Origin of the sequence: Methylocystis parvus OBBP, from assembly GCF_027571405.1 — a bacterium.
GTDB classification, from domain to species: Bacteria; Pseudomonadota; Alphaproteobacteria; order Rhizobiales; family Beijerinckiaceae; genus Methylocystis; species Methylocystis parva.
Map to the genome: position 1 here is coordinate 3,541,256 of NZ_CP092968.1, position 19,811 is coordinate 3,561,066.

At 64.6% G+C, this 19,811-nt stretch carries 22 protein-coding genes; 16 read left to right on the forward strand and 6 right to left on the reverse strand.

The features are described from left to right. Positions 1 to 131: 131 nt before the first annotated feature. Together MMG94_RS17135 and MMG94_RS17140 are read right to left on the reverse strand one after the other, a co-directional pair. The gene (locus MMG94_RS17135) at positions 132 to 548 is read right to left on the reverse strand and encodes a hypothetical protein (protein WP_016919841.1); all 417 of its coding nucleotides are present in this window, start codon (positions 546 to 548) and stop codon (positions 132 to 134) included. Next, positions 545 to 2,410, reverse strand: a complete 1,866-nt coding sequence (locus MMG94_RS17140) for a methylmalonyl-CoA mutase family protein (RefSeq protein WP_016919842.1) — start codon at positions 2,408 to 2,410, stop codon at positions 545 to 547. Before MMG94_RS17140 ends, MMG94_RS17135 begins: the two co-directional genes overlap by 4 nt. 232 nt (positions 2,411 to 2,642) lie before the next feature. Here MMG94_RS17140 and MMG94_RS17145 point away from each other — a divergent pair, with 232 nt between their 5' ends. From MMG94_RS17145 to MMG94_RS17180, 8 genes are all read left to right on the forward strand, one after another. Next, on the forward strand, positions 2,643 to 2,918 hold the full coding sequence (locus MMG94_RS17145; protein WP_016919843.1) for an acyl carrier protein: 276 nt from the start codon (positions 2,643 to 2,645) through the stop codon (positions 2,916 to 2,918). Then, positions 2,919 to 4,154 carry a beta-ketoacyl-[acyl-carrier-protein] synthase family protein gene (locus MMG94_RS17150; RefSeq protein ID WP_016919844.1) on the forward strand — a complete coding sequence of 412 codons (1,236 nt, stop codon included), beginning with the start codon at positions 2,919 to 2,921 and terminating at the stop codon, positions 4,152 to 4,154. Next, positions 4,144 to 4,536 carry a hypothetical protein gene (locus MMG94_RS17155; RefSeq protein ID WP_016919845.1) on the forward strand — a complete coding sequence of 131 codons (393 nt, stop codon included), beginning with the start codon at positions 4,144 to 4,146 and terminating at the stop codon, positions 4,534 to 4,536. The genes MMG94_RS17150 and MMG94_RS17155 overlap by 11 nt, the downstream gene beginning before the upstream one ends. After that, positions 4,533 to 4,937 carry a MaoC family dehydratase gene (locus MMG94_RS17160; RefSeq protein WP_016919846.1) on the forward strand — a complete coding sequence of 135 codons (405 nt, stop codon included), beginning with the start codon at positions 4,533 to 4,535 and terminating at the stop codon, positions 4,935 to 4,937. Before MMG94_RS17155 ends, MMG94_RS17160 begins: the two co-directional genes overlap by 4 nt. A 262-nt stretch (positions 4,938 to 5,199) precedes the next feature. Further along, on the forward strand, positions 5,200 to 5,991 hold the full coding sequence (locus MMG94_RS17165; protein WP_016919847.1) for an SDR family NAD(P)-dependent oxidoreductase: 792 nt from the start codon (positions 5,200 to 5,202) through the stop codon (positions 5,989 to 5,991). Then, complete coding sequence (locus tag MMG94_RS17170; protein ID WP_016919848.1) at positions 5,988 to 7,148, forward strand: glycosyltransferase; 1,161 nt, start codon at positions 5,988 to 5,990, stop codon at positions 7,146 to 7,148. Before MMG94_RS17165 ends, MMG94_RS17170 begins: the two co-directional genes overlap by 4 nt. Continuing rightward, positions 7,135 to 8,460, forward strand: a complete 1,326-nt coding sequence (locus MMG94_RS17175; RefSeq protein WP_016919849.1) for a glycosyltransferase family 2 protein — start codon at positions 7,135 to 7,137, stop codon at positions 8,458 to 8,460. Before MMG94_RS17170 ends, MMG94_RS17175 begins: the two co-directional genes overlap by 14 nt. A gap of 245 nt (positions 8,461 to 8,705) precedes the next feature. Next, entirely contained in the window at positions 8,706 to 8,939 is a 234-nt protein-coding gene (locus tag MMG94_RS17180; protein WP_016919851.1) for a GNAT family N-acetyltransferase, read from the forward strand. Between the two features lie 4 nt (positions 8,940 to 8,943). Here the strand turns inward: MMG94_RS17180 and MMG94_RS17185 are convergent, their stop codons facing one another. Further along, complete coding sequence (locus MMG94_RS17185) at positions 8,944 to 9,756, reverse strand: protein-disulfide reductase DsbD domain-containing protein (protein WP_016919852.1); 813 nt, start codon at positions 9,754 to 9,756, stop codon at positions 8,944 to 8,946. Between the two features lie 81 nt (positions 9,757 to 9,837). Between MMG94_RS17185 and MMG94_RS17190 the strand changes: the two genes are divergently transcribed. Further along, positions 9,838 to 10,482 carry a YqgE/AlgH family protein gene (locus MMG94_RS17190; RefSeq protein ID WP_016919853.1) on the forward strand — a complete coding sequence of 215 codons (645 nt, stop codon included), beginning with the start codon at positions 9,838 to 9,840 and terminating at the stop codon, positions 10,480 to 10,482. 147 nt (positions 10,483 to 10,629) lie between these two features. Here the strand turns inward: MMG94_RS17190 and MMG94_RS17195 are convergent, their stop codons facing one another. Genes MMG94_RS17195 through MMG94_RS17205 form a run of 3 tightly spaced genes read right to left on the reverse strand, consistent with a single transcriptional unit; the run spans position 10,630 to position 13,178 of the window. Beyond that, entirely contained in the window at positions 10,630 to 11,679 is a 1,050-nt protein-coding gene (locus tag MMG94_RS17195; RefSeq protein WP_016919854.1) for an NADP(H)-dependent aldo-keto reductase, read from the reverse strand. An 8-nt stretch (positions 11,680 to 11,687) separates the two neighbouring features. Further along, positions 11,688 to 12,401, reverse strand: a complete 714-nt coding sequence (locus MMG94_RS17200) for a hypothetical protein (protein WP_016919855.1) — start codon at positions 12,399 to 12,401, stop codon at positions 11,688 to 11,690. 36 nt (positions 12,402 to 12,437) lie between these two features. Further along, on the reverse strand, positions 12,438 to 13,178 hold the full coding sequence (locus MMG94_RS17205) for a hypothetical protein (RefSeq protein WP_026016229.1): 741 nt from the start codon (positions 13,176 to 13,178) through the stop codon (positions 12,438 to 12,440). Between the two features lie 378 nt (positions 13,179 to 13,556). Between MMG94_RS17205 and MMG94_RS17210 the strand changes: the two genes are divergently transcribed. From MMG94_RS17210 to cysN, 7 genes are read left to right on the forward strand one after another with little or no spacing between them, the layout of a single operon-like run. Continuing rightward, positions 13,557 to 13,928, forward strand: a complete 372-nt coding sequence (locus tag MMG94_RS17210) for a 2Fe-2S iron-sulfur cluster-binding protein (RefSeq protein WP_051001115.1) — start codon at positions 13,557 to 13,559, stop codon at positions 13,926 to 13,928. Next, positions 13,928 to 14,242: a DUF2849 domain-containing protein gene (locus MMG94_RS17215; protein WP_016919858.1), complete on the forward strand. Its 315-nt coding sequence runs from the start codon at positions 13,928 to 13,930 to the stop codon at positions 14,240 to 14,242. Before MMG94_RS17210 ends, MMG94_RS17215 begins: the two co-directional genes overlap by 1 nt. Continuing rightward, positions 14,243 to 15,964, forward strand: a complete 1,722-nt coding sequence (locus MMG94_RS17220; RefSeq protein WP_016919859.1) for a nitrite/sulfite reductase — start codon at positions 14,243 to 14,245, stop codon at positions 15,962 to 15,964. Continuing rightward, positions 15,948 to 16,454: a DUF934 domain-containing protein gene (locus tag MMG94_RS17225; protein WP_026016238.1), complete on the forward strand. Its 507-nt coding sequence runs from the start codon at positions 15,948 to 15,950 to the stop codon at positions 16,452 to 16,454. Before MMG94_RS17220 ends, MMG94_RS17225 begins: the two co-directional genes overlap by 17 nt. Continuing rightward, positions 16,451 to 17,212, forward strand: a complete 762-nt coding sequence (locus MMG94_RS17230) for a phosphoadenylyl-sulfate reductase (RefSeq protein WP_016919861.1) — start codon at positions 16,451 to 16,453, stop codon at positions 17,210 to 17,212. Before MMG94_RS17225 ends, MMG94_RS17230 begins: the two co-directional genes overlap by 4 nt. Next, positions 17,209 to 18,126 carry a sulfate adenylyltransferase subunit CysD gene (cysD, locus tag MMG94_RS17235; RefSeq protein ID WP_016919862.1) on the forward strand — a complete coding sequence of 306 codons (918 nt, stop codon included), beginning with the start codon at positions 17,209 to 17,211 and terminating at the stop codon, positions 18,124 to 18,126. Before MMG94_RS17230 ends, cysD begins: the two co-directional genes overlap by 4 nt. Next, positions 18,126 to 19,760 (forward strand): sulfate adenylyltransferase subunit CysN, encoded by a 1,635-nt coding sequence (gene cysN, locus MMG94_RS17240; RefSeq protein WP_016919863.1) that lies wholly within the window; start codon positions 18,126 to 18,128, stop codon positions 19,758 to 19,760. The genes cysD and cysN overlap by 1 nt, the downstream gene beginning before the upstream one ends. The last annotated feature ends 51 nt before the right edge of the window (positions 19,761 to 19,811 follow it).

The following is a 19,811-nucleotide window of genomic DNA, read 5'->3' on the forward strand; positions in this document are numbered from 1 at the left end:
GTAGGTGAAATAAGCGGCGACCCAGCTGATGGCGACGAAAATTCCGCTGCGCAGATTCACCAGAAAATAGACGTCGATGGGAAGGGATGATGGGAGCTCCCTCTCCCCGTTTCACGGCGAGAGGGAAAGCTTTACTGCTGCGCCGCCTTCCAGGTGCCGCCGCACATATCGGTCGATGACGACCACGCGCCCGAGCCCTTGCCGCCTTTTAGCGTGCCGTGGAAGCGCGCAATGTGGTCGCCCGAGCCGGTGAAGCGGGCGACGATATTGCCCTCTTCGTCGACATAGCCCCAGGACTCGACCGCCGCGCCTTCGGCTGAGGCAATTTTGCCCTCAGCGATTTGCAGCTTGGTCGGAATAAGCGACGGGCACGTCCCGACGCTTGTCGTCGCCTCGATGCTCCAGGAGCCGTTTGGTTCCGACGCCGTCGAGGCCGGGGCCGCGCTCTGCGGGGTCTCCGCCGGCTTGGCGTGATGCTTGTGTCCCCCCTTCGCCAGCGCGCCGCTCGTCGCGAGCGACGCCGCAATGGCGATTGCCCATAACCTCATTTGGCCTCCCCCAACCCACGCTGAAGAACGTCGTACATATCGCACCCGACGAAAATAAACGCGCTCACGCCGGCGCTCCGAAGCTTTTGCTCCAGATCGCCGGGGCGCCCGGCGGAATAAAGCGTCGCGCCAGCATTTTTGAGCGCGACGGCGGCCTGCTCGGCGGCCTCGGCGTAGACCTTGTCGGACGAACACAAGCAAGCGAGTTTCGCGCCAGAGGCTTTGAAGGCGGCGACGATTTCGTCGGCCTGGTCCGTCTCCGGCCCGAAAACCGCTTCGATCCCGCCAGCTTCGAAAAAGTTCTTCGAGAAATTGGCGCGTGCGGTGAAGGCCGCGATAGAGCCCAGATTGGCGAGGAACACTTTCGGGCGGGCGCCTGTCTTTTGGGCATGAGCGTCCGACTCGTCGCGCAGCCGCTCAAAGGGCTCGGAGAGTCGGCGCGGGGAGAGGGGGGCCGTCTTTACCGCGCCGGCGGGGACGTCCGCCGATTGACGCGTCGCGTCGAAGGGCGCCAGCACGTCGAGCAGCTTTTCGTGGATATCCGGGAATTCGTTTGCGCCGATAAGCTTTTCCCTGGCGCGCGCGACCTTCCTGGCGCGCTCGCCGGCGATCGTCGCCACGCGGCCCTGAAAACTTCCCTTTTCGAGCGATGCGGGCAGCCCGCCCTCCGTCTCGATCTCCTGAAAGGCCGCCCAGGCGCGTTCGCAGAGCTCATCGGTCAGCGTCTCGAATCCGCCGGCGCCGCTCGTCGGATCGTCGACGACGTCGATATGCGACTCGTCCTGCAGCACGAGCTGCGTGTCGCGGGCGAGGCGATGGGCGAAGCCGTCCGCCGCGCCGAGCGCCTGAGTGAAGGGCAGCACGGTGATCGTGTCCGCTCCGCCGATCGCCGCCGAGAAAGTCGCGAGCGTGCCGCGAAGAATATTGTTCCACGGATCGCGGCGGGACATCGTCCGCCAGGCGGTCTCCGCGAAGATGAGAGCGGGCTTCGGCGCAAGGCCGCAGGCCTCTTCCACCCGCGTCCAGAGGCGGCGGGCGGCGCGGAATTTGGCGACCCCCATGAACTCGTCCGCGTCGGCCGCGAAGCGCAGAGCGATGAGCGCGCGCGCCGTCTCCACGTCGAGACCGTTCTCCGTCAGCGCGCGCAGATAGGCGATGGCGGCGGCGAGCGCGAAGGCGAGCTCCTGCGTCTCGGAGCCGCCCGCGGCGTGAATGACGCGCGCGTCGGCGACGACGGCGCCATTGGCGAAGCCGGCCTTGGCGATCGTCTTCGCGGTTTCGGCGAAAGATCTGGACGCCTGCGTCCACGGGGCGGGCGCGAAACCGTGCAGCGCCTGCAGTCCCAACGGGTCGAGGCCGAGCGAGATGCGCGTGATCGACGGTTCGATGTGACGGCTGTCGACATAGCGCATGATCGCGCTCGTCGCGTTCGGGGCGCAAGGCGAGGCTTCGACAATGACCGGAATGCCGTAATCGAGGCGCACGCCTTCCAAGAGGCGCGCGATCGTCTCGTCGCCGTCGCCGCTCAGGCCCGCGCCATAGGAGCCCTGCGAACCGGCGAAGACGATATGCAGGCCGTCGGCGCCGCCTTCGAGATCCTCCAGAGCCAGCATGTTCGCGGCGTCCGCATCGGCGAGGTCCACGCGGCCGAGAATCGACCAGCGGCCGGGGGTGCGGCGCAAGGCGCGCGGCGCCTGGGCTTGGGCGCGGGGATAGAGCGGCGCGATGGCGACGCCGTCATAGGTTTTGGAGAGGAGGGAGTCGAAGGAGCCGCCCTTCAGCGCCTTATCGACGAGCTTGCGCCACTGCTCTTCGTTCGGCTGTGGAAAAACCCCGGCGATCGCTGTCTCATTGGCGCTCATTTGGTCCTGACCCCTCATGTTTTGCGGGCCTTTTGCCAGAAAGAGCCGCCTTGGGGAAGCGGCCGCAGGTCCGGCATGGTTGAGCCGGGCTTTATTTTCGGCGTCAAAACCCGTAACCAGAGCGCGCCGCTCATGCGCGGGGCGCCGTGGGCCGGGCCCGCCCTGCGTCAATGCGCCGCGCGGCGGCGCCCGCTCCCGTCAGGGGCGGGAGAGACCTTAAAGGAGGGGTTTCGTGACGGATAATCCTCAGGACATTGCCAAGCTCAAAGAAGAAATCATTGAAGTGATCGCTTCCGAAGGCATGGTCGACCGCACCAAGGTGACGCCGGACGCGACGATCGAGAGCCTCGATTTGAAGTCGGTCGACATCGTGATGATCCTCACGGCGCTCGAAGAGAAGTTCAACGTCTACATCCCCATGGACGGCTCGCTCCAGGAAGCGAAGACGGTCGAAAGCCTCATCGACGCGATCGCCGAGCACATTCAGAAAGAGCGCGAGACCCAGTAAATGGCGGCATCGCTTGGGGGCGACAGAGGGCGTCGCGTCGTCGTCTCCGGCATGGGCGCCGTCTGCGCCTCCGGCGTCGGCGCGCACAAGCTATGGCGGGCCGCGCGCGACGGCGTCGCTCAAATCCGCGAACTGAAAACGCTGCGGCCTTATGACGGCCGCATCAGGATCGCCGCTCAGGTTCCGGATTTCGAGCCGGCGGCCCATATCGAACCCGGCGTCCTTCCCTTCTGCGATCCCTTCACGCAATTCGCCGTCGTCGCCGCCGACGAGGCGATGGCGCAGGCGGGCTTCGGCCGCAAGGACCTCGCCGGGCCGCGCACCGCCGTCATCATGGGCACCGGCATTGGCGGCATGACCACGATCGAGGACGGCATCTACCGCTATTATGTGGAGAAGACCCGGCCCGAGACGCTGAGCGTCCCGAAGCTCATTCCAAGCGCCATGCCGACGACGCTCGGCGCGCGTTTTTCGGCGCTCGGCCCCACATTCGCCGTCGGCAGCGCCTGTTCCTCCGCCAGCCAGTCCATCGGCATCGGTCTTCAGATGATCCGTTCCGGCATGGTCGACAAGGCGATTGTCGGCGGCGCCGAAGCCTGCGTCATCAACGCGACCATCCGCGCCTGGGAAGGGCTGCGGGTGATGACGCCGAATTTCTGCCGGCCCTTCTCGATCGGCCGCAACGGCATGTCGCTCGGCGAAGGCGCGGCGGTCTTCGTCCTGGAGACGGCGGAGTCGGCGAAAGCGCGGGGCCACGAGCCGCTCTGCGAACTCGCCGGCTACGGCACGACGAGCGACGCCAAGGACCCCGTGCGCCCCGATCTCGACGGCGCGTCGAGCTGCATCGCGCAGGCGCTGGACGACGCCGGACTTGCGCCGACCGACATCCATTACGTCAACGCCCACGGCACGGCGACGCACGCCAACGACATTACCGAATCCGAAGCGATCCTGCGCGTTTTCGGCGGCTATGGCCGCGAGGTTCCGGTCTCCTCGACCAAGCCGATCCACGGCCATGCGCTCGGCGCTTCGGGCGGGCTGGAGCTCGCGATCACGATTCAGGCCTTGCGCGAGCAGGTCGCGCCGCCGACGATCAACTTCCTCGAATTCGACCCGCGCTGCCCGATCGACGCGGTGCCGAATGTCGCGCGCCCCCACAAGATCGACGCCGCCATGTCCAATTCCTTCGCCTTTGGCGGCATCAACGCCGTGCTGGTCGTACGCCATGCCGCCTGACGCGCAGTCCCTCGGGCCGTTCCGGCTGCGCGTCGATCCGGCGCAGGCCGAAGCCTATTCGCGCGAGACCGGCGGCGACGGGTCGAGCGTGCCGCTGTCCTTTCCCGCCGTCTGGCTGACCGACGCGACGCTCTTCGATCCGGTGCGCGCGCTTTGCGCAGCGCTCGACGTCGTGCCCGTGCAAGAGTCGCAAAGCTTTTCTTACGAGACGCCGCTCGTCGCGGGCGAGAGCTACGATGTGAGCGTCGCGATGCGGCGCGAGGAGACGCCCCCGCGCCTCGTCATCGACGCGATCATCGCCACGCCGGGGGGTGCCAGCGTCGCGACGAGCGAAACCATGCTGCGCCTCGTGCCGCGTACGGGCTTTGGAGGCGCGTCGTGAGCGACAAGATCAAGATCGGCGACAAGCTGCCTGAAACGGTCGTCGGCCCGTTCGACGCGCAGGCGCTTGCGCGCTACGCCGAAGTCTCCGGCGACGACAATCCGCTGCATCTCGACGACGCGCTCGCCGCCAAAATCGGCCTCGCCGCGCCGCCGGTGCATGGCATGAAGCTGCTCGCCTCATTCGAGCCCATGCTCAAGAAATGGCGTCCCGACCTCAGCCTGGTCGGTCTCGGGGCCAAATTCATCCAGCCCATCCTGCGCGGCGAGACGGTGACGCTCTCGGGCCGCGTGCTGCGGGCGTCCGATAAGGAAATCTTCCTGCGCCTCTTCGCGCATGGCGCGGCCCGCACGCCGGGCGTCATCGGCGAGGCGACGCTGCGGCGCGAGCCGGGGAAATGAGGACTGCTTTGCCTCTGCATCTGCGCCCCCATTCACTCCCCGTCATTGCGAGGAGCGTAAGCGACGAGGCAATCCAGGGCCGCGATGGGGCTCTGGATTGCTTCGCGTTTCCGCGAAGTCGGGTATGCCCGACTTCGAAAGAAATGCTCGCAATGACGGACCTCTCAGAGCGGGTCAGCTTGTGGGCGAGCTGCGGCAAAGAACCCACATTGTCGACTCCTGCCCCCGCCCCGCAAAGGGACGTCGCGGGGGGACATCCCGTATGACCCAACGTCTGCTCATCACCGGCGCCTCCTCCGGCATCGGCCGGGCGCTCGCCATCGCCTACGCCAGGGACGGCGCGAGCCTCTATCTGCTCGGCCGCGACCAGAAGCGGCTCGACGCGACGGCCGAAGCCTGCCGCGCCGCCGGCGCCGCGGAAGTCGAAATGCGCGTCGCCGACGTTCGGGACCGCGAGGCGATGGCGCAAATCATCGAGGCGGCTCATAGCGCGCGCCCGATCGACATACTGGTCGCCAATGCGGGCGTCGCCACCGGCCTGTCGCCCGGGCAGATCCTCGAAACCCCTGAAGCCGTGCGGGCCATGATGGCGATCAACGTCTCGGGCGTTTTCAACACGGTCGAACCCGTCATTCCGCCCATGGCCGCGCGGGGGCGGGGTCAGATCGCCATTGTCGGCTCCATGGCGGGCGTCAGGAGCCTGCCTTATTCGCCGTCTTATTGCGCGGCCAAGGCGAGCGTTCATATGTGGGCGGATTGCCTGCGTGGGCGCCTCGCGCCGCATGGCGTGAAAGTGAGTCTCGTCGTGCCGGGTTTCGTCGAGACGCCCATGGCCGCGCGCACCAGGTCGTGGCAGCCGGGCGCGATGTCCGACGAAAAGGCCGCGCAGATCATCAAGCGCGGGCTGGCGCGAGGCCGTCCCGTCATCGCCTTCCCGCGTTTCATGTATTATGCGATGCGCTTCTTCACATTCGTTCCCCACAGCCTCGTCGACGGCGTGATGCGGCGCTTCCATGTGGAGGTCCCGGAGACCTCCGAACGCGAGGTCTCGTGAGTTTCCTCGACGTTCTGACATGGGCTGCGGCGGCCTATTGGGCCGCGGCCATCGCGCTGCTCATAATTTCCGTCGTCGCCACGGTTCTGCAGCCGCGCATCGCGGAAAAGCGGGCGCGGCGGCGCGACCAGCCGCCGGTCTCCATCGTCCTGCCCGTGAAGCTCCTGGACGCGGACTTCGAACGCACGCAGGAATCGGTTTTCGCGCAGCATTATCCGCGCTTCGACGTGACGGCCTCGGCCGTGGACACGGACTCCCCCGCCGCGCGCAAGATGCGCGAGCTTTTCGCGCGCCACCCGGAGACTCCGTCGCGCCTGCTGGCTTCCACCGCGCATTTCGCAGCAAGCCCCAAGGTCGACAATCTTTACGCGCCTTTCATGCAGGCGGAAAATGACGTAATCCTGATGAAGGACGCCAATGTCCTTCTGGAGCCGGACGCGCTCGCCGAGCATCTGCGTCAGCTCAACGACGATGTCGGCCTCGTCTGCGCCATTCCCTATTGCGCGGGGCTCGACAATTTCGCGGCCCATGTCGAGGCGGCGATCATCAACGGGCCGCATGCCCGCATACTGTTCCTGGCCTCCTGCCTGGGGCAGGGCCATGGGATCGGCAAGATTATGTTGTTCCGCCGCTCCGACTTTCTGCGGGCGGGCGGCTTCGACGCCATTTCGCATACGGTGGGCGAGGACAACGCCCTTGCCAAGGCCATGCGGCGAATCGGTCAACGTCCAGTTTTTTCGCATCGCGCGGTGCGGCAGGAACTGGGCGCGAGGCGATTTCTCGATGTTTATCAGCGGCAATTGCGCTGGTTCGTCATCCGGCGCAACGACGAGCTGCTGTCCTTCGTCGCGGAGCCGATTTGCCAAGCTTTTCCAGCGCTTGTGGCCGGCGCCCTGGCGGCGCCGCTCATCGGAATGGCGCCGGTGTCGGGCTTCGCAGCGACCTTTGGCTTCTGGTTCACGCTCGAGACATTGCTTTCCATGGCCAAAGGATGGCAGTTATCCTACGCAGCGCCTGCGGTTTTCGTCATCCGCGAGGCTATGATGCTTGCGGTCTGGGTGAACGCCTGGATGACCGACCGGGTGGTCTGGGCGAAGGACAAAGTTCACGCGCGCGTCGCGGCGCAGCCGGCGCCCCCCGCGCATGAAGAAGGATAACCTTTTGCTGCTCGGACTCTTTCTGTTCCTGGTCGACGCCGTCGCCTATCTTTGCGCCGCGATCCTCGTCGTCATCGGACTCGGCTATTTCGTCGTCATCGGGCGCTTCCTCTATGATCTGGCGCGCGGCGCGCGCGATCCGGAAGCGCCGGCGCTGCCCGACGCCGATTTGCCGGCTGTGCTGCTGCAGATTCCTGTCTTCAACGAACCGCTTGTCACCGAGCAGTCGCTGCGCTGCGTCGCCCTGCTCGATTGGCCGAAGGACAAGCTGCGCATCCAGCTGCTCGACGATTCCACCGACGAAACGAGCGAGCGCGCCGAGCGCGTGGCGGAGGAGCTGCGCGCCAATGGGACGATTATCGACCATGTGCGGCGCACGGACCGCTCCGGCTTCAAGGCCGGCGCCTGCGCCCACGGCCTGACGCTGACGGACGAACCCTTCGTCGCCATGCTCGACGCGGATTTCCGCCCGCCGGCGAACTGGCTGAAGCGCACCGTGCCTCTGTTTCTGACGGATGCGCGCGCGGGCTTCGTGCAATCGCGCTGCGAATTCCAGAACTACGAAACCAACTGGCTGACGCGCGCTCAGGGCCTGATCCAGGACGGCCACTACATGGTCGAGCAGCGCTCGCGCGCGCTCGCCGGCTGGCTCTTCCAGTTCAACGGCACGGGCGGCGTCTGGCGCCGCGCGACGGTCGAGGACGCGGGCGGCTGGTCGGACTATTCGCTCTGCGAAGACCTCGATCTCACCGTGCGCGCGGAGCTCAGGGGCTGGCATGGCCTCTTCGTCTCGCAGCCGCCGATCCCCGGCCAGGTGCCGGACGGCATTCGCGACTTCCGCCGCCAGCAGCGCCGCTGGTCCAACGGCTTCGTGCAGGTGGCGCAGAAAACCATCCTGCCAATCTGGGAAGCGCCCTGGCCGCTGATGAAGCGCGTGATGGCGATCTCGCTCATCGTCCATCAGATCTTCTTCCCCGTGGCGGCGATCGGACTCATCGCCTTCGCGCTCGGCGCAATTCTGCACGGCTCGTTTGCGCCTTACGCATGCCTTCTCGAACTGATCCTCGTCATGACGCTGATGGTGGCGCTGGGCATGACGCTCACGCCCTATCTGGCGCTCAAGCGCGGCGCGGTTCTCGATTACGCCAAAACCGTCGGCTCGGTGCCGCCGCTCTTCATCTATCTCGCCTTCGCCAATGGCGCGAAGATCCTGCAGACGATCCGCGGCCGCAAATCGACTTTCAAGCGCACGCCGAAACAGGAGACGGCGGCGGCGGGCGAGGCGGCGACGGTCGATGCGGAGGCGGAGTGAGTTTTTTAGCCTGCGTTTAATGGCGCGCGACGCATTGGGTTGGAAAATCCGCTCAATACTTATTTGAAGCGTTACGCGCGCCAGAACCATGAGAGCGGCGGCGCCAAGTGCTTTGTCGCGACGCCGCGCGAGACGGCTTTTATACCCTGAGTCGAGCCTCGCTCGAATTCACTCGCGTTCCTGCATCGGTCACGAAAGGCCTCGGGCGCTACGAAGCGCCCGTATATCGGCTCGGCCGGCTTGCGGTGGACAAGAGCGTCCAGGGACGGGGGCTCGGCGGAAGGCTACTCATGCGTGCAGCGGAACGCTGCATCAAAGTGGCGGAAGAAGCGGGCGGCGTGGCTATGCTCATCGACGCGAAAGACGCAAACGCGGCTCGCTGGTATGAGGGCTATGATGCAGTGCGGCTCCACGATTCGCCGTTCTCTCTTGTGCTGCCTGTCGCAACTGTCCTCGACGCGTTGCGACAGGACGATTAGAGCCTCACTCCAGCCGCACGGGCGCTTCGAAGGCGCCCTTGTCGGTGATCACGGTCAGCGTCGTATCCGCGCCTTTTGGCGCTGGCCCGGTCGAAAACAGCGTCAGCGAGAAATCCGATCCCGTCCGCTTGCTCTCGATGAAGAGCGGCTCCTCCACCTCCGCAAACACGTCCTGCGCCTTGCCGGGGCCGGCGACGCTGAGGCGCCAGCCTTCTCCACCCTTCTTCAGCATTAGCCGTTTCTTGGCCTCCGCCGCGCCGATCTTCGCCGGCACGCGTTTCTCCGCCCCGGCGATGGCCTCCGCGAAAGGCGAGGCGCCGGCCTGGGGCAGAGCAAGCGACAGTTCGGCTTTCGCCGGCAGGCAGATTTTTCCGCAGGCCGCATAATCGAGCTTCAAGTCGAGCGTCACGGGCGCCTTGGGATCCTTGGGCGTGACCTTGAGCGGAAAGATCACCGTCGCGTCATATCCGGCGACGATCGTGCCGGCCTCGTCGATATGCGTGGGGGCGGGGAAAGCGGTCTCGACCGTCGCGACATTGCTCGATTTCGAGAAATCGAAGACGGGCGCCGAGCCCGCTTCGCCCGGCTGGCGCCAATAGGTGACGGTATGCGGATCGAGGCTGATCTCGACCCCGGCCCGATAGGCGTCGTCCTGCATGGGACCGGCGGAAAGCAGGCGTACGGCCGAGACGCTTCCCTTGGCGGAAGGAGAGACGAAACCGGCGTCGGCGGCGCATGCGGGCCCATGGCCGAGCATTGCGATCAGGGCGGCGGTCGAGGCGGAGAGAGCGAGGGTCTTCGGCTTGGGCGAGTTCATTGACTTGATTTCAGGGCGGTTCGAACGCAGGGTCTTTCCACGCCGCTTGTTAAGGGGGCGATGCGGGCGTAGCATGACCCTATGAGCGTGCGGCAATCAAAGCAAGGTTCCGACTATCCGCTGGGCGACGGCCCGCGTGAGGCGGGGCGGCGTTATCTCGACGGGCAATTGCTGGTCGCGATGCCCGGCATGACCGATGAGCGCTTTGCGCGCTCGGTCATCTATCTTTGCGCCCACTCCGAAGACGGCGCGATGGGAATTGTCGTCAATCAGCCGGCGCGGGTGAAGAACTTCCCCGATCTTCTGGTGCAATTGCAGGTGATCGCGCCACAGGAGCGCATCAGCCTGCCGCGCGGCGCCGAGGAAATTCAGGTGCTCTCGGGCGGACCCGTCCAGACCGATCGCGGCTTCGTGCTGCATTCGCCGGATTTCTTCCTCGACAATTCGACGCTGCCGATCGACGACGGCGTCTCGCTCACCGCGACCATCGACATTCTGCGCGCTATAGCCGCCGGCGAGGGGCCGCACCATGCGTTGCTGGCGCTGGGATATGCAGGGTGGGACGCCGGGCAGCTCGAGGATGAAATTCAGAGGAACGGCTGGCTGCATTGCCCGGCCGATCCCGCGCTGCTTTTCGATCGGGATCTGGGCGGCAAATATACGCGCGCGCTGCGCTCGATGGGCATCGAACTGGAGCGTCTCTCCGCCAGCGCGGGGCACGCTTAGCAGGCGTCTCCCGTCATTGCGAGGAGAATATATGGCGAAGTCGGGTATACCCGACTTCGCAAAAGCGCGAAGCAATCCAGGGGTCGCGCGCGGCTCTGGATTGCTTCGCTTTGCTCGCAATGACGACGGGGCGAGGGGCTGCCTTTCTTACGGCGCCGGATTGCTGTGAAGCTGATGGATCTCGTCGATGCGCGTCTCAATTTCGGGCGTGATCTTTACGTTGACGGAATCCAGATCCGTCTTCAACTGCGCCATCGTCGTCGCGCCGATAATGTTCGAAGTTACGAAGGGGCGCGACGTCACATAGGCGATGGCGAGCTGCGTCAGCTCGATCTTTAATTCCCTTGCGAGCGACAGATAGGCGTCGATCGCGGCTTCGACCCCCGGTTTCTCGTAGCGCTGCGCGCGTTCGAAAAGCGTGGTGCGGGCGCCGGGCGGACGCGCGCCGCCCTGATATTTGCCGGTGAGATAGCCCTGCGCCAGCGGCGAATAGGCGAGCAGCCCGACGCCGTCGCGCTCAGCGAATTCGGCGAGGCCCATCTCGAACGTGCGGTTGATGAGATTATAGGCGTTCTGGATGGAGACGACGCGCGGGCCATGGCCGAGCTCGGAGGCGCGCAGGAACCGCGCGACGCCCCAGGGCGTCTCGTTGGAGAGGCCGATGTGACGGACCTTGCCCGCTTTCACCAGATCGTTCAGCGCCTCGAGCGTCTCTTCGATCGGGACTTCCGCGCGCCTGGAGGGCCGACGATAGGTCGTGCCGCCCGCGCCCCAGAGCGGTAGCGAGCGGTCGGGCCAGTGGAGCTGGTAGAGATCGACATAATCGGTCTGCAGCCGCTTCAGCGAGCCCTCGATGGCGTAATGGATGTTCTTGCGGTCGAGGACCGTGCCGACGCCGTCCTCGCGCAGCCAATTGGCTTCGCCGCGTCCGGAGACTTTCGTCGCGATGACGACCTTGTCGCGGTTCTTCCGGCTGGCGAGCCAGGAGCCGATGACGCGTTCGGTCGAACCCTGCGTCTCGGGGCGCGGGGGGATCGAATACATCTCCGCCGTGTCGATGAAATTCACGCCGCGGGCGAGGGCGTAGTCGAGCTGTTCGTGTCCCTCCGTCTCGGTGTTCTGCTGGCCCCAGGTCATGGAGCCGAGGCAGATGGCCGAAACAGAGAGATCGGTATGTCCGAGTTTTCGATATTCCATGGCCGCGCCTATCGCAGGAATTCGCTCGACTGCAGGTCGAGCCGCAATTCGAAACTTTGCAGTTGGGTGAAAATCGGGAGAAGCCACGCCTTCAGCGCCGCGCGCACGACGATCGACATGCTCGCCGGCGGCTCCTGGAGGAAGGCGGAGAGCGAGAGGTCGAAATCGTCGAGCGATCGCGCGATCGCGCTTTCGAGACGGGGGATGACGAGCTTCCCGCGCGACGGATACTGGGCCAGAATCTGGAGCGCGTCCGGTCCAAGCGGAGCGGCTCCTTCATTGTGAATGACCGTCATCAACAAATCCGGCCATGTCGTGTTCAGCATCCGCGCATTGCTGGCGGCGGTCTGCGAACTGTCAGACTGGAAGAGAATGATCGGTTCGACGCCCATTCGCCGCGCTTCTTCCAGAAAGCCGATCTCGGCGATGGTCGCGAAGAGCTGATCGAAAGAGCGGCTCCAGACATCGACGATCTTTGGCGTATCGTCCGAGGCGAGAAGCCGGTCGAAAAGCGAGATCTGGCCTTTGACGTCGTTGATGTCGACGACCTGGGACAGGCCCGGAAAGCGCAAGGCGTAGGATGGCTCGCGCGAATCCGTGTCGAAACCTTCGACCGGCGCGCCGCGCGAGAGATAGTAGTCCGTCAGCAGTCGCGCCGCAGTGGTTACGCCAGTGCGCGAATGCGGCGAGCAGACGAAGAAAACGAGAGTGCGGCGACTCATTCAATCCTCGCGAGCGAGGGCGGCGCCGCCCTCGCTTTAACGCCCCTTGCCTGCGCCGTTGATGAGGTCGAGGAGACCCACGCGCTCGAATTCATCGGCGACTCTGGCGAGCCAGGTGCGGACATAACCGCGCAGAACGAAGGAATGGTCCGCGGGTTCGCCGTCCGCCATCTGATTGGCGATGAAGGTCGAATAGGGCGTGCCGGCCAATTCGACCTGTTCATAGGCCAATTCGCCGAGCTTCGGGATGGTGATTTCGCCGGTCGTGTGCACGTCTTCGAAATATTTGGCGTGAGTCTGCGGATCCCACTCGAAGAATGTCGTGTCGTTCACATGGTTCTTCACCATGAAGTAGTTCGCGTCCGTCATATAGGGCGCGATCTCGGCGATTTCCTCGAGCGACGCGATCGACGGTCCGATGACATGCAGCAGGATGAAGCGGAATTCGCCGGCCTTCACCGCGTCAAAAAAGCCGATTTCGTCCAGCGCCTCGAGCGCGGGGCTGAGGCCGCCGGCGCGCACGTCGATGATGCTCACCTTGGCGTGCGACGAATTCAGCGTGTCGATGATCTTCATCTGGTCGGCGGTCGACGTCAGATCGACGATCATCGTTTCGTCGGGATGGAAGCGGTAGAGCGTGCCCCGCGGCGTCTCGGTGTCGAATGCGCGGGCCTCGATGCTGTTGAGGGAAAGGAAGTCGAGAACGGCTCGCGCAATTGTCGTCTTTCCAACGCCTCCTTTATCGGCGCCGACGACAATGACCGTTGGTTTCATAATAGCTCCTGAAGATTGCGGCGTCGCGGCGGCGATTTCCCTGACCTCGCGACGCGATTCCGGCTCCCTCTTCGGAGGCGGCGTTTCCTTCGTGGTTCTGGTCGGCCTTTTTACCATGCGGTCTCCTATGGCGCTTGCGCGCCGCCGTTCCGATTGGTCACCCGATTCTTAACAAACATAGATTGTGGCCGCTTGTCATGTCCCAGCTGTGAATTCTCTAGTGACAGCGGCTTTCTACAATATATTTATGTGATTAAACATATAAGGCGTTTTCCTAAAGTGAATTGACTTACGGGCGATTTAGAGTATCTAACCGTTCGAAATACAGAACGCCACCGCGAAACCGCGCGACGCCCTTCGCGACATGACCGAAACGAGCGCATGAGTATTGCATTGGAAATCGCCGCCGATCCGCCCGCCACGCCGTTAGAGCCCGAAACGCCCTTCCTGCGCGTAGAGGACCGGAACGGCGTCGTTCATGAGCTTGTGGCGGTCGAAGGATGGCGGCTGATGGAAATATTGCGCGACTACGGCATTGGTATGGAGAACACATGCGGCGGCGCGCTCGCCTGCGCCGAATGCCATGTGGTGCTCGACGCCGAATCCGCCGCACGCGTGCCGTCCCCGCGCGAGGACGAGTTGGAGAAACTCGACGAATTGCCGATGCTTTATGAAAATTCGCGTCTGTGCTGCCAGATCATCTGGTCGGACGAGATGAGCGGCCTTTCGCTCAAATTGGCGCAGGAAACGTGATGACGGCGCTCAAACATCCGCAGATCCTCTTCGCCTCCGATCTCGCTGACGGCGAGGTGGTCTTCCTTGGACAAGCGGGCTGGGAGCGCGACCACGCCAGGGCCCGCATCGCCCGCGACAAGGAAGGGGCGGGCGCGCTGGAGGCTTTCGGCAAGGCCGAAATCGCGGCCAACCGGGTCGTGGACGTCTATCTCGCCGATGTGGAAATCGGCGCGGACGGCGCGCCGACGCCGCTGCATTACCGCGAAAAGATGCGCATCAAGGGGCCGAGCGTGCGCCGCGATCTCGGCAAGCAGGCGCGAGGAGCCGCGTAGATGACCGCCCACGATCCCGCTCTCGCGCGGCCCAACGCCCCGACCACGACCTATCGCTACGACGAATTCGACGCCGCCTTCGTAAAGGAGCGCGTCGCCGAATTTCGCGAGCAGGTGCGCCGGCGCCTCGAAGGGTCGCTGACGGAAGACGAATTCCGCCCATTCCGCCTGATGAACGGGCTCTATCTGCAACTGCACGCTTACATGCTGCGCGTCGCCATTCCCTATGGCGTGCTGACGGCGCGCCAGATGCGCCGCCTCGCCGACATCGCCGACAAATACGATCGCGGCTACGGCCATTTCACGACGCGCCAGAATCTGCAGTACAATTGGCCGAAGCTCGTCGACACGCCCGACATTCTGGAGGCGCTCGCCGAGGTCGAGATGCACGCCATCCAGACCTCGGGCAATTGCATCCGCAACGTCACGGCGGACCATTTCTCAGGCGTCGCGCCCGACGAGATCGAAGATCCGCGCCCGACGGCGGAATTCCTGCGCCAATGGTCGAGCGCGCATCCCGAATTTTCGTTCCTGCCGCGCAAATTCAAGATCGCCGTGACCGGCGCGGCGCATGACCGCGCGGCGATCATGGTTCACGACATCGGCCTCGCAATCGAGACGAATGAAGCGGGCGAGACCGGCTACAAGGTCGTCGTCGGCGGCGGTCTCGGGCGTTCGCCTTTCGTCGGCAAGGCGATCCGCGACTTTGTGTCGCGGGCCGATCTCCTCGCTTATCTCGAAGCGATCCTGCGCGTCTACAACCGTTTCGGGCGTCGCGACAACAAATACAAGGCGCGCATCAAGATCCTCGTTCACGAAAAGGGGATCGACGAGGTTCGGCAGGCGGTCGAGGCCGAATTCGCCGCGATGGACCGTTCGGTTTTCTCCTACGATCCCGCCGAATTCGAGCGCATCGCGGCTTTCTTCGCGCCGCCGCCCTACGAGACGCTGACGGCGGAATCCGAGAAGCTGCGCGCCGAAAGCGTCGCGCATCCGGCCTTCGGCAATTTCGTCGACGTCAATGTCTCGCCCCACAAGGTTCCGGGCTACGCCGTCGTCACCGTGTCGCTGAAGCCCATCGGCGGCATTCCGGGCGACGCCACCTCGCAGCAGATGCGCGTTCTCGCCGACGCCAGCGAGCGCTTCGGCTTCGGGGAGCTCCGCATCAGCCACGAGCAGAACGTCATCCTGCCGCATGTGAAGCAGGACGAGCTCTTCGATCTTTGGAAGACGCTCGACGCCGCCGGCCTCGCCACGGCGAACGCCGGCCTCGTCTCGGACATCATCTCCTGCCCGGGCCTCGATTACTGCGCGCTCGCCACGGCGCGCTCCATTCCGGTCGCGCAGGCGATCTCCAGGCGCTTCTCCGACCTGTCGCGCCAGCGGCGCATCGGCAAGCTCGGGATCAAGATTTCCGGCTGCATCAACGCCTGCGGCCATCACCATGTCGGCGCCATCGGCATTCTCGGCCTCGAAAAGAAGGGCCAGGAATCCTATCAGATCACGCTTGGCGGCGATCCGACCTTCTCGGCGGCGATCGGCGAAATCGTCGGTCCCGGCGTGACCGCCGACCAGGTTCCCGACGTGATCGAGCATATTGTCGATTTCTATCTGGCCGAGCGCCAGGAGAACGAGACGTTCATCCAGACATGGCGGCGCGTCGGTCACGCCCGTTTCAAGGACGTGCTGCGCCGGGAGGGCGAAGATGGCGCTGATATCTGACGGCCGTTTCGTCGAAGACGGCTGGCGTCGGCTCGCCGAGGAAGAGGGCCTGCCCAAGAGCGGCAAGATTGTCGTGTCGCTCGCGCGGCTCGAGCACGCGCTCGCGCATCTTTCCGACGGCGTGTCGCTCGGCGTGAATGCGCCGAACACGACCGATCCGGGCGCGCTCGCCGCCGCCCTGCCGCGTCTGCAGCTCGTCGAGGTCGTCTTTCCGGCCTTCGCCGACGGACGCGGCTTTTCACTCGCGCGGCTGATCCGCCGCGCCGGTTTCAAAGGCGAGTTGCGCGCGAGCGGCCGCCTGCTCGCCGATCAATATGCGCATGCGCTGGGCTGCGGCTTCGACACGGTCGAAATCCCCGACGACATCGCCGAACGGCAGGACGAATCCCAGTGGCGGGCGGCGCTGGCCGCGCATGCCCGCACTTACCAGCGCGGCTATGTCGCCGCGGGCTCGATCCTTGACGCGCGGCGGAAGGCGGCGGCGAAATGACGGTTTCTATCGCGGAGATTCTGGAGCCCCGCCTCGCGGCGCTCGATCTTGACCATCGCCTGCAGCTCGTGCGCGAATTCATTCCCGGCCGCCTCGTTTTCACGACGAGCTTCGGCGTGGAGGATCAATTCATCACCCATTCGATTTTCACCCAGGGTCTCGACATCGACGTCGTGACGATCGATACAGGCCGCCTCTTCCCGGAGACCTATACGCTTTGGGAAGAGACCGAGGCGCGCTACGCCCGCCGCATCCGCGCCGCCTATCCGCAGGCCGCGCCGCTCGAAGCGCTCGTCGAAGAGCAGGGGGTCAACGGCTTCTATAAATCCGTCGACGCGCGCAAGGCCTGCTGTCATGTGCGTAAGGTCGAGCCGCTGTCGCGCCTGCTCGACGGCGTCTCGGGCTGGATCACCGGTCTGCGCGCCGATCAATCTCAGGCCCGCGCCGACGCGCCTCTCATCGCGTTCGACGCCGGTCACAAGGCGCTCAAGATCAACCCCGTGATCGATTACACGCGCGACGCGATCGTGGAGGCGACGCAGGAATTTTCAATTCCAGTGAACGGGCTGCACGCAAAGGGCTTCCTCTCCATCGGCTGCGCGCCCTGCACGCGCGCCATTCAGCCCGGCGAGGACGAACGCGCCGGCCGCTGGTGGTGGGAGCAGGACGACAAGAAGGAATGCGGCCTGCATGTCGGCGAAGACGGCGTTCTGCGTCGCGGTCCGGCGAAGCCCGCCGCGCCGGAGGTCTTCGGATGAGCGCGCTGCCGACACGTTCGCTCGGTCATCTCGATCGCCTCGAGGCCGAGAGCATTCACATCATGCGCGAGGCCGTCGCGGAATGTGAAAAGCCTGTAATGCTGTTTTCGATCGGCAAGGATTCCATGGCGATGCTTCATGTCGCCCGGAAAGCTTTCTATCCGTCGAAAATTCCCTTCCCGCTTCTGCACGTCAACACGACGTGGAAGTTCCGGGAAATGATCGAATTTCGCGACAATATCGTCAGGGAATGGGATCTGGAGCTGATCGAATATGTCAATCCCAAGGGGATTGAGATGAATATCAGCCCCTTCGTGCATGGTTCGAAACTGCATACCGAGATCATGAAGACGGAGGCGCTGAAGCAGGCGCTCGACAAATACAAGTTCGACGCGGCCTTTGGCGGCGCGCGCCGCGACGAGGAGAAGTCCCGCGCCAAGGAGCGCGTGCTTTCTTTCCGCACGGCGCAGCATCGCTGGGACCCCAAGAACCAGCGTCCCGAGTTCTGGCGCCTCTACAATACGCGCAAGGCGCCGGGCGAGAGCCTGCGCATCTTCCCCATGTCCAATTGGACCGAAGCGGACATCTGGGACTATGTCGCGCGCGAGAACATTCCCGTCGTGCCGCTTTACTTCGCCAAGGAGCGCCCGGTCGTGCGCCGCAGCGGCACGCTGATCATGGTCGACGACGCGCGCATGACGCTCGAGCCCGGCGAAACGGTCGAAAAGAAGATGGTGCGTTTCCGCACGCTGGGCTGCTATCCGCTCACGGGCGGCATCGAAAGCGAAGCGGCGACGCTCGACGAGATCATTACGGAAATGCGCGAGAGCCGCTCCTCCGAACGGCAGGGCCGCCTCATCGACCATGACGGCTCCAGCTCGATGGAGCAGAAGAAGCAGGAAGGGTATTTTTGATGAGCGCCGAGGTCATCGACGCGCCCGCGCCGGCCGTCGCGCGTCACGCCGCCGACAAGCCGCTGCTGCGCTTCATCACCTGCGGTTCGGTCGACGACGGCAAGTCGACGTTGATCGGCCGTCTGCTCTACGACGCGGAACTTGCGCCGGACGATCTCATCGCCGCTCTCGAAGCCGACTCGAAAAAGCACGGCACGCAGGGAGACGATCTCGACTTCGCGCTGCTCGTCGACGGCCTCGCGGCCGAGCGCGAGCAGGGCATCACCATCGACGTCGCCTATCGCTATTTCGCGACGGACAAGCGCAAATTCATCGTCGCCGACACGCCCGGCCACGAACAATACACCCGCAACATGGCGGTCGGCGCCTCGACGGCCGATCTCGCCATTCTGCTTGTCGACGCGCGCAAGGGCATCCTGCCGCAGACGCGCCGCCACAGCATGATCACTTCGATGTTCGGCGTGCGGCACGTCGTCGTCGCCGTGAACAAGATGGACCTCGTCGATTACAGCGAGGAGATCTTCCGCAAGATCGAGGCGGATTTCCGCGAATTCGCGAAACATCTGCGCTTCGCCTCCATTTACGTTCTGCCGCTCGTCGCCAAGGACGGCGACAATCTCGTGCATGGCGGCGCCGTCAACATGCCCTGGCATGACGGCCCGCCTTTGCTGACCTATCTCGAAGGCGTCGCGGTCGAGGATGTGATGCGCATCGCGCCCTTCCGCATGCCGGTGCAATGGGTCAATCGCCCCAATCTCGATTTCCGCGGTTTTTCCGGCTTCATCAGCGGCGGCAATATCCGCCCCGGCGACATTGTCCGCATCCTGCCCCTGGGCCGCGACACGCGCGTTTCGCGCGTCGTCACCTATGACGGCGATCTCGAAAGCGCCGTCTCCGGCCAAGCCGTGACGATCACGCTCGCGGAAGAGATCGACTGCTCGCGCGGCGATCTCCTGTCCTCGCCCGTCTCGCCCGCGAAAGCGGGCGACCGGCTGGAGGCGAAGCTGCTATGGCTCGTGCGCGAGCCGCTTGTGGTCGGCAAGAGCTATCTGCTGAAAATCGGCGCCAGGACGACGCCAGCGAGCGTGAGCGAAGTCGAATCCCGCATCGAGATCGAGTCCGGCCTCGCCGCGCCGATCGCGTCGGGCGAAACGCTCGCCTTCAACGAGATCGGCGAAGCCAGATTGTCGTTGGAGACCGTCGTCGCCTGCGACGCTTACGTCGAGAATCGCGAGACGGGCGGCTTCATCCTCATCGACCGCATCACCAATGAGACGGTCGCCGTTGGCATGGTGAAGACGGTTGCGGCCTCCGAGCGCCGCGCCGCCGCGCCGTTGACCGATCTCAGCTACGCCTCGATGGAAGGCGTGGCGATCGAGCGCGAGAGCTATCGTCCCTCGCGGCGGCGCAGCCTTGCAAAGGCCTTCTCCTGGCTGGTCCCGGCGAGCCTCTCGACCTTCGTGATCGTCAACGCTTTCCTGCACGATCCGTCGCTCTCCGCCGAGATCACCGGCGTCGAGATGATCGCGATCTTCGCGCTCTATTACTTCCACGAGCGCTTCTGGACGCGTTACAGCTACGGGCTGGAAGGAAAGAAGGAGCGGCCGGCGCCGGGCGTTGATCCGGGGATTTGATCGCCCTTACCCGTTCCGTCTATCGTCTACCGTCATTGCGAGCGAAGCGAA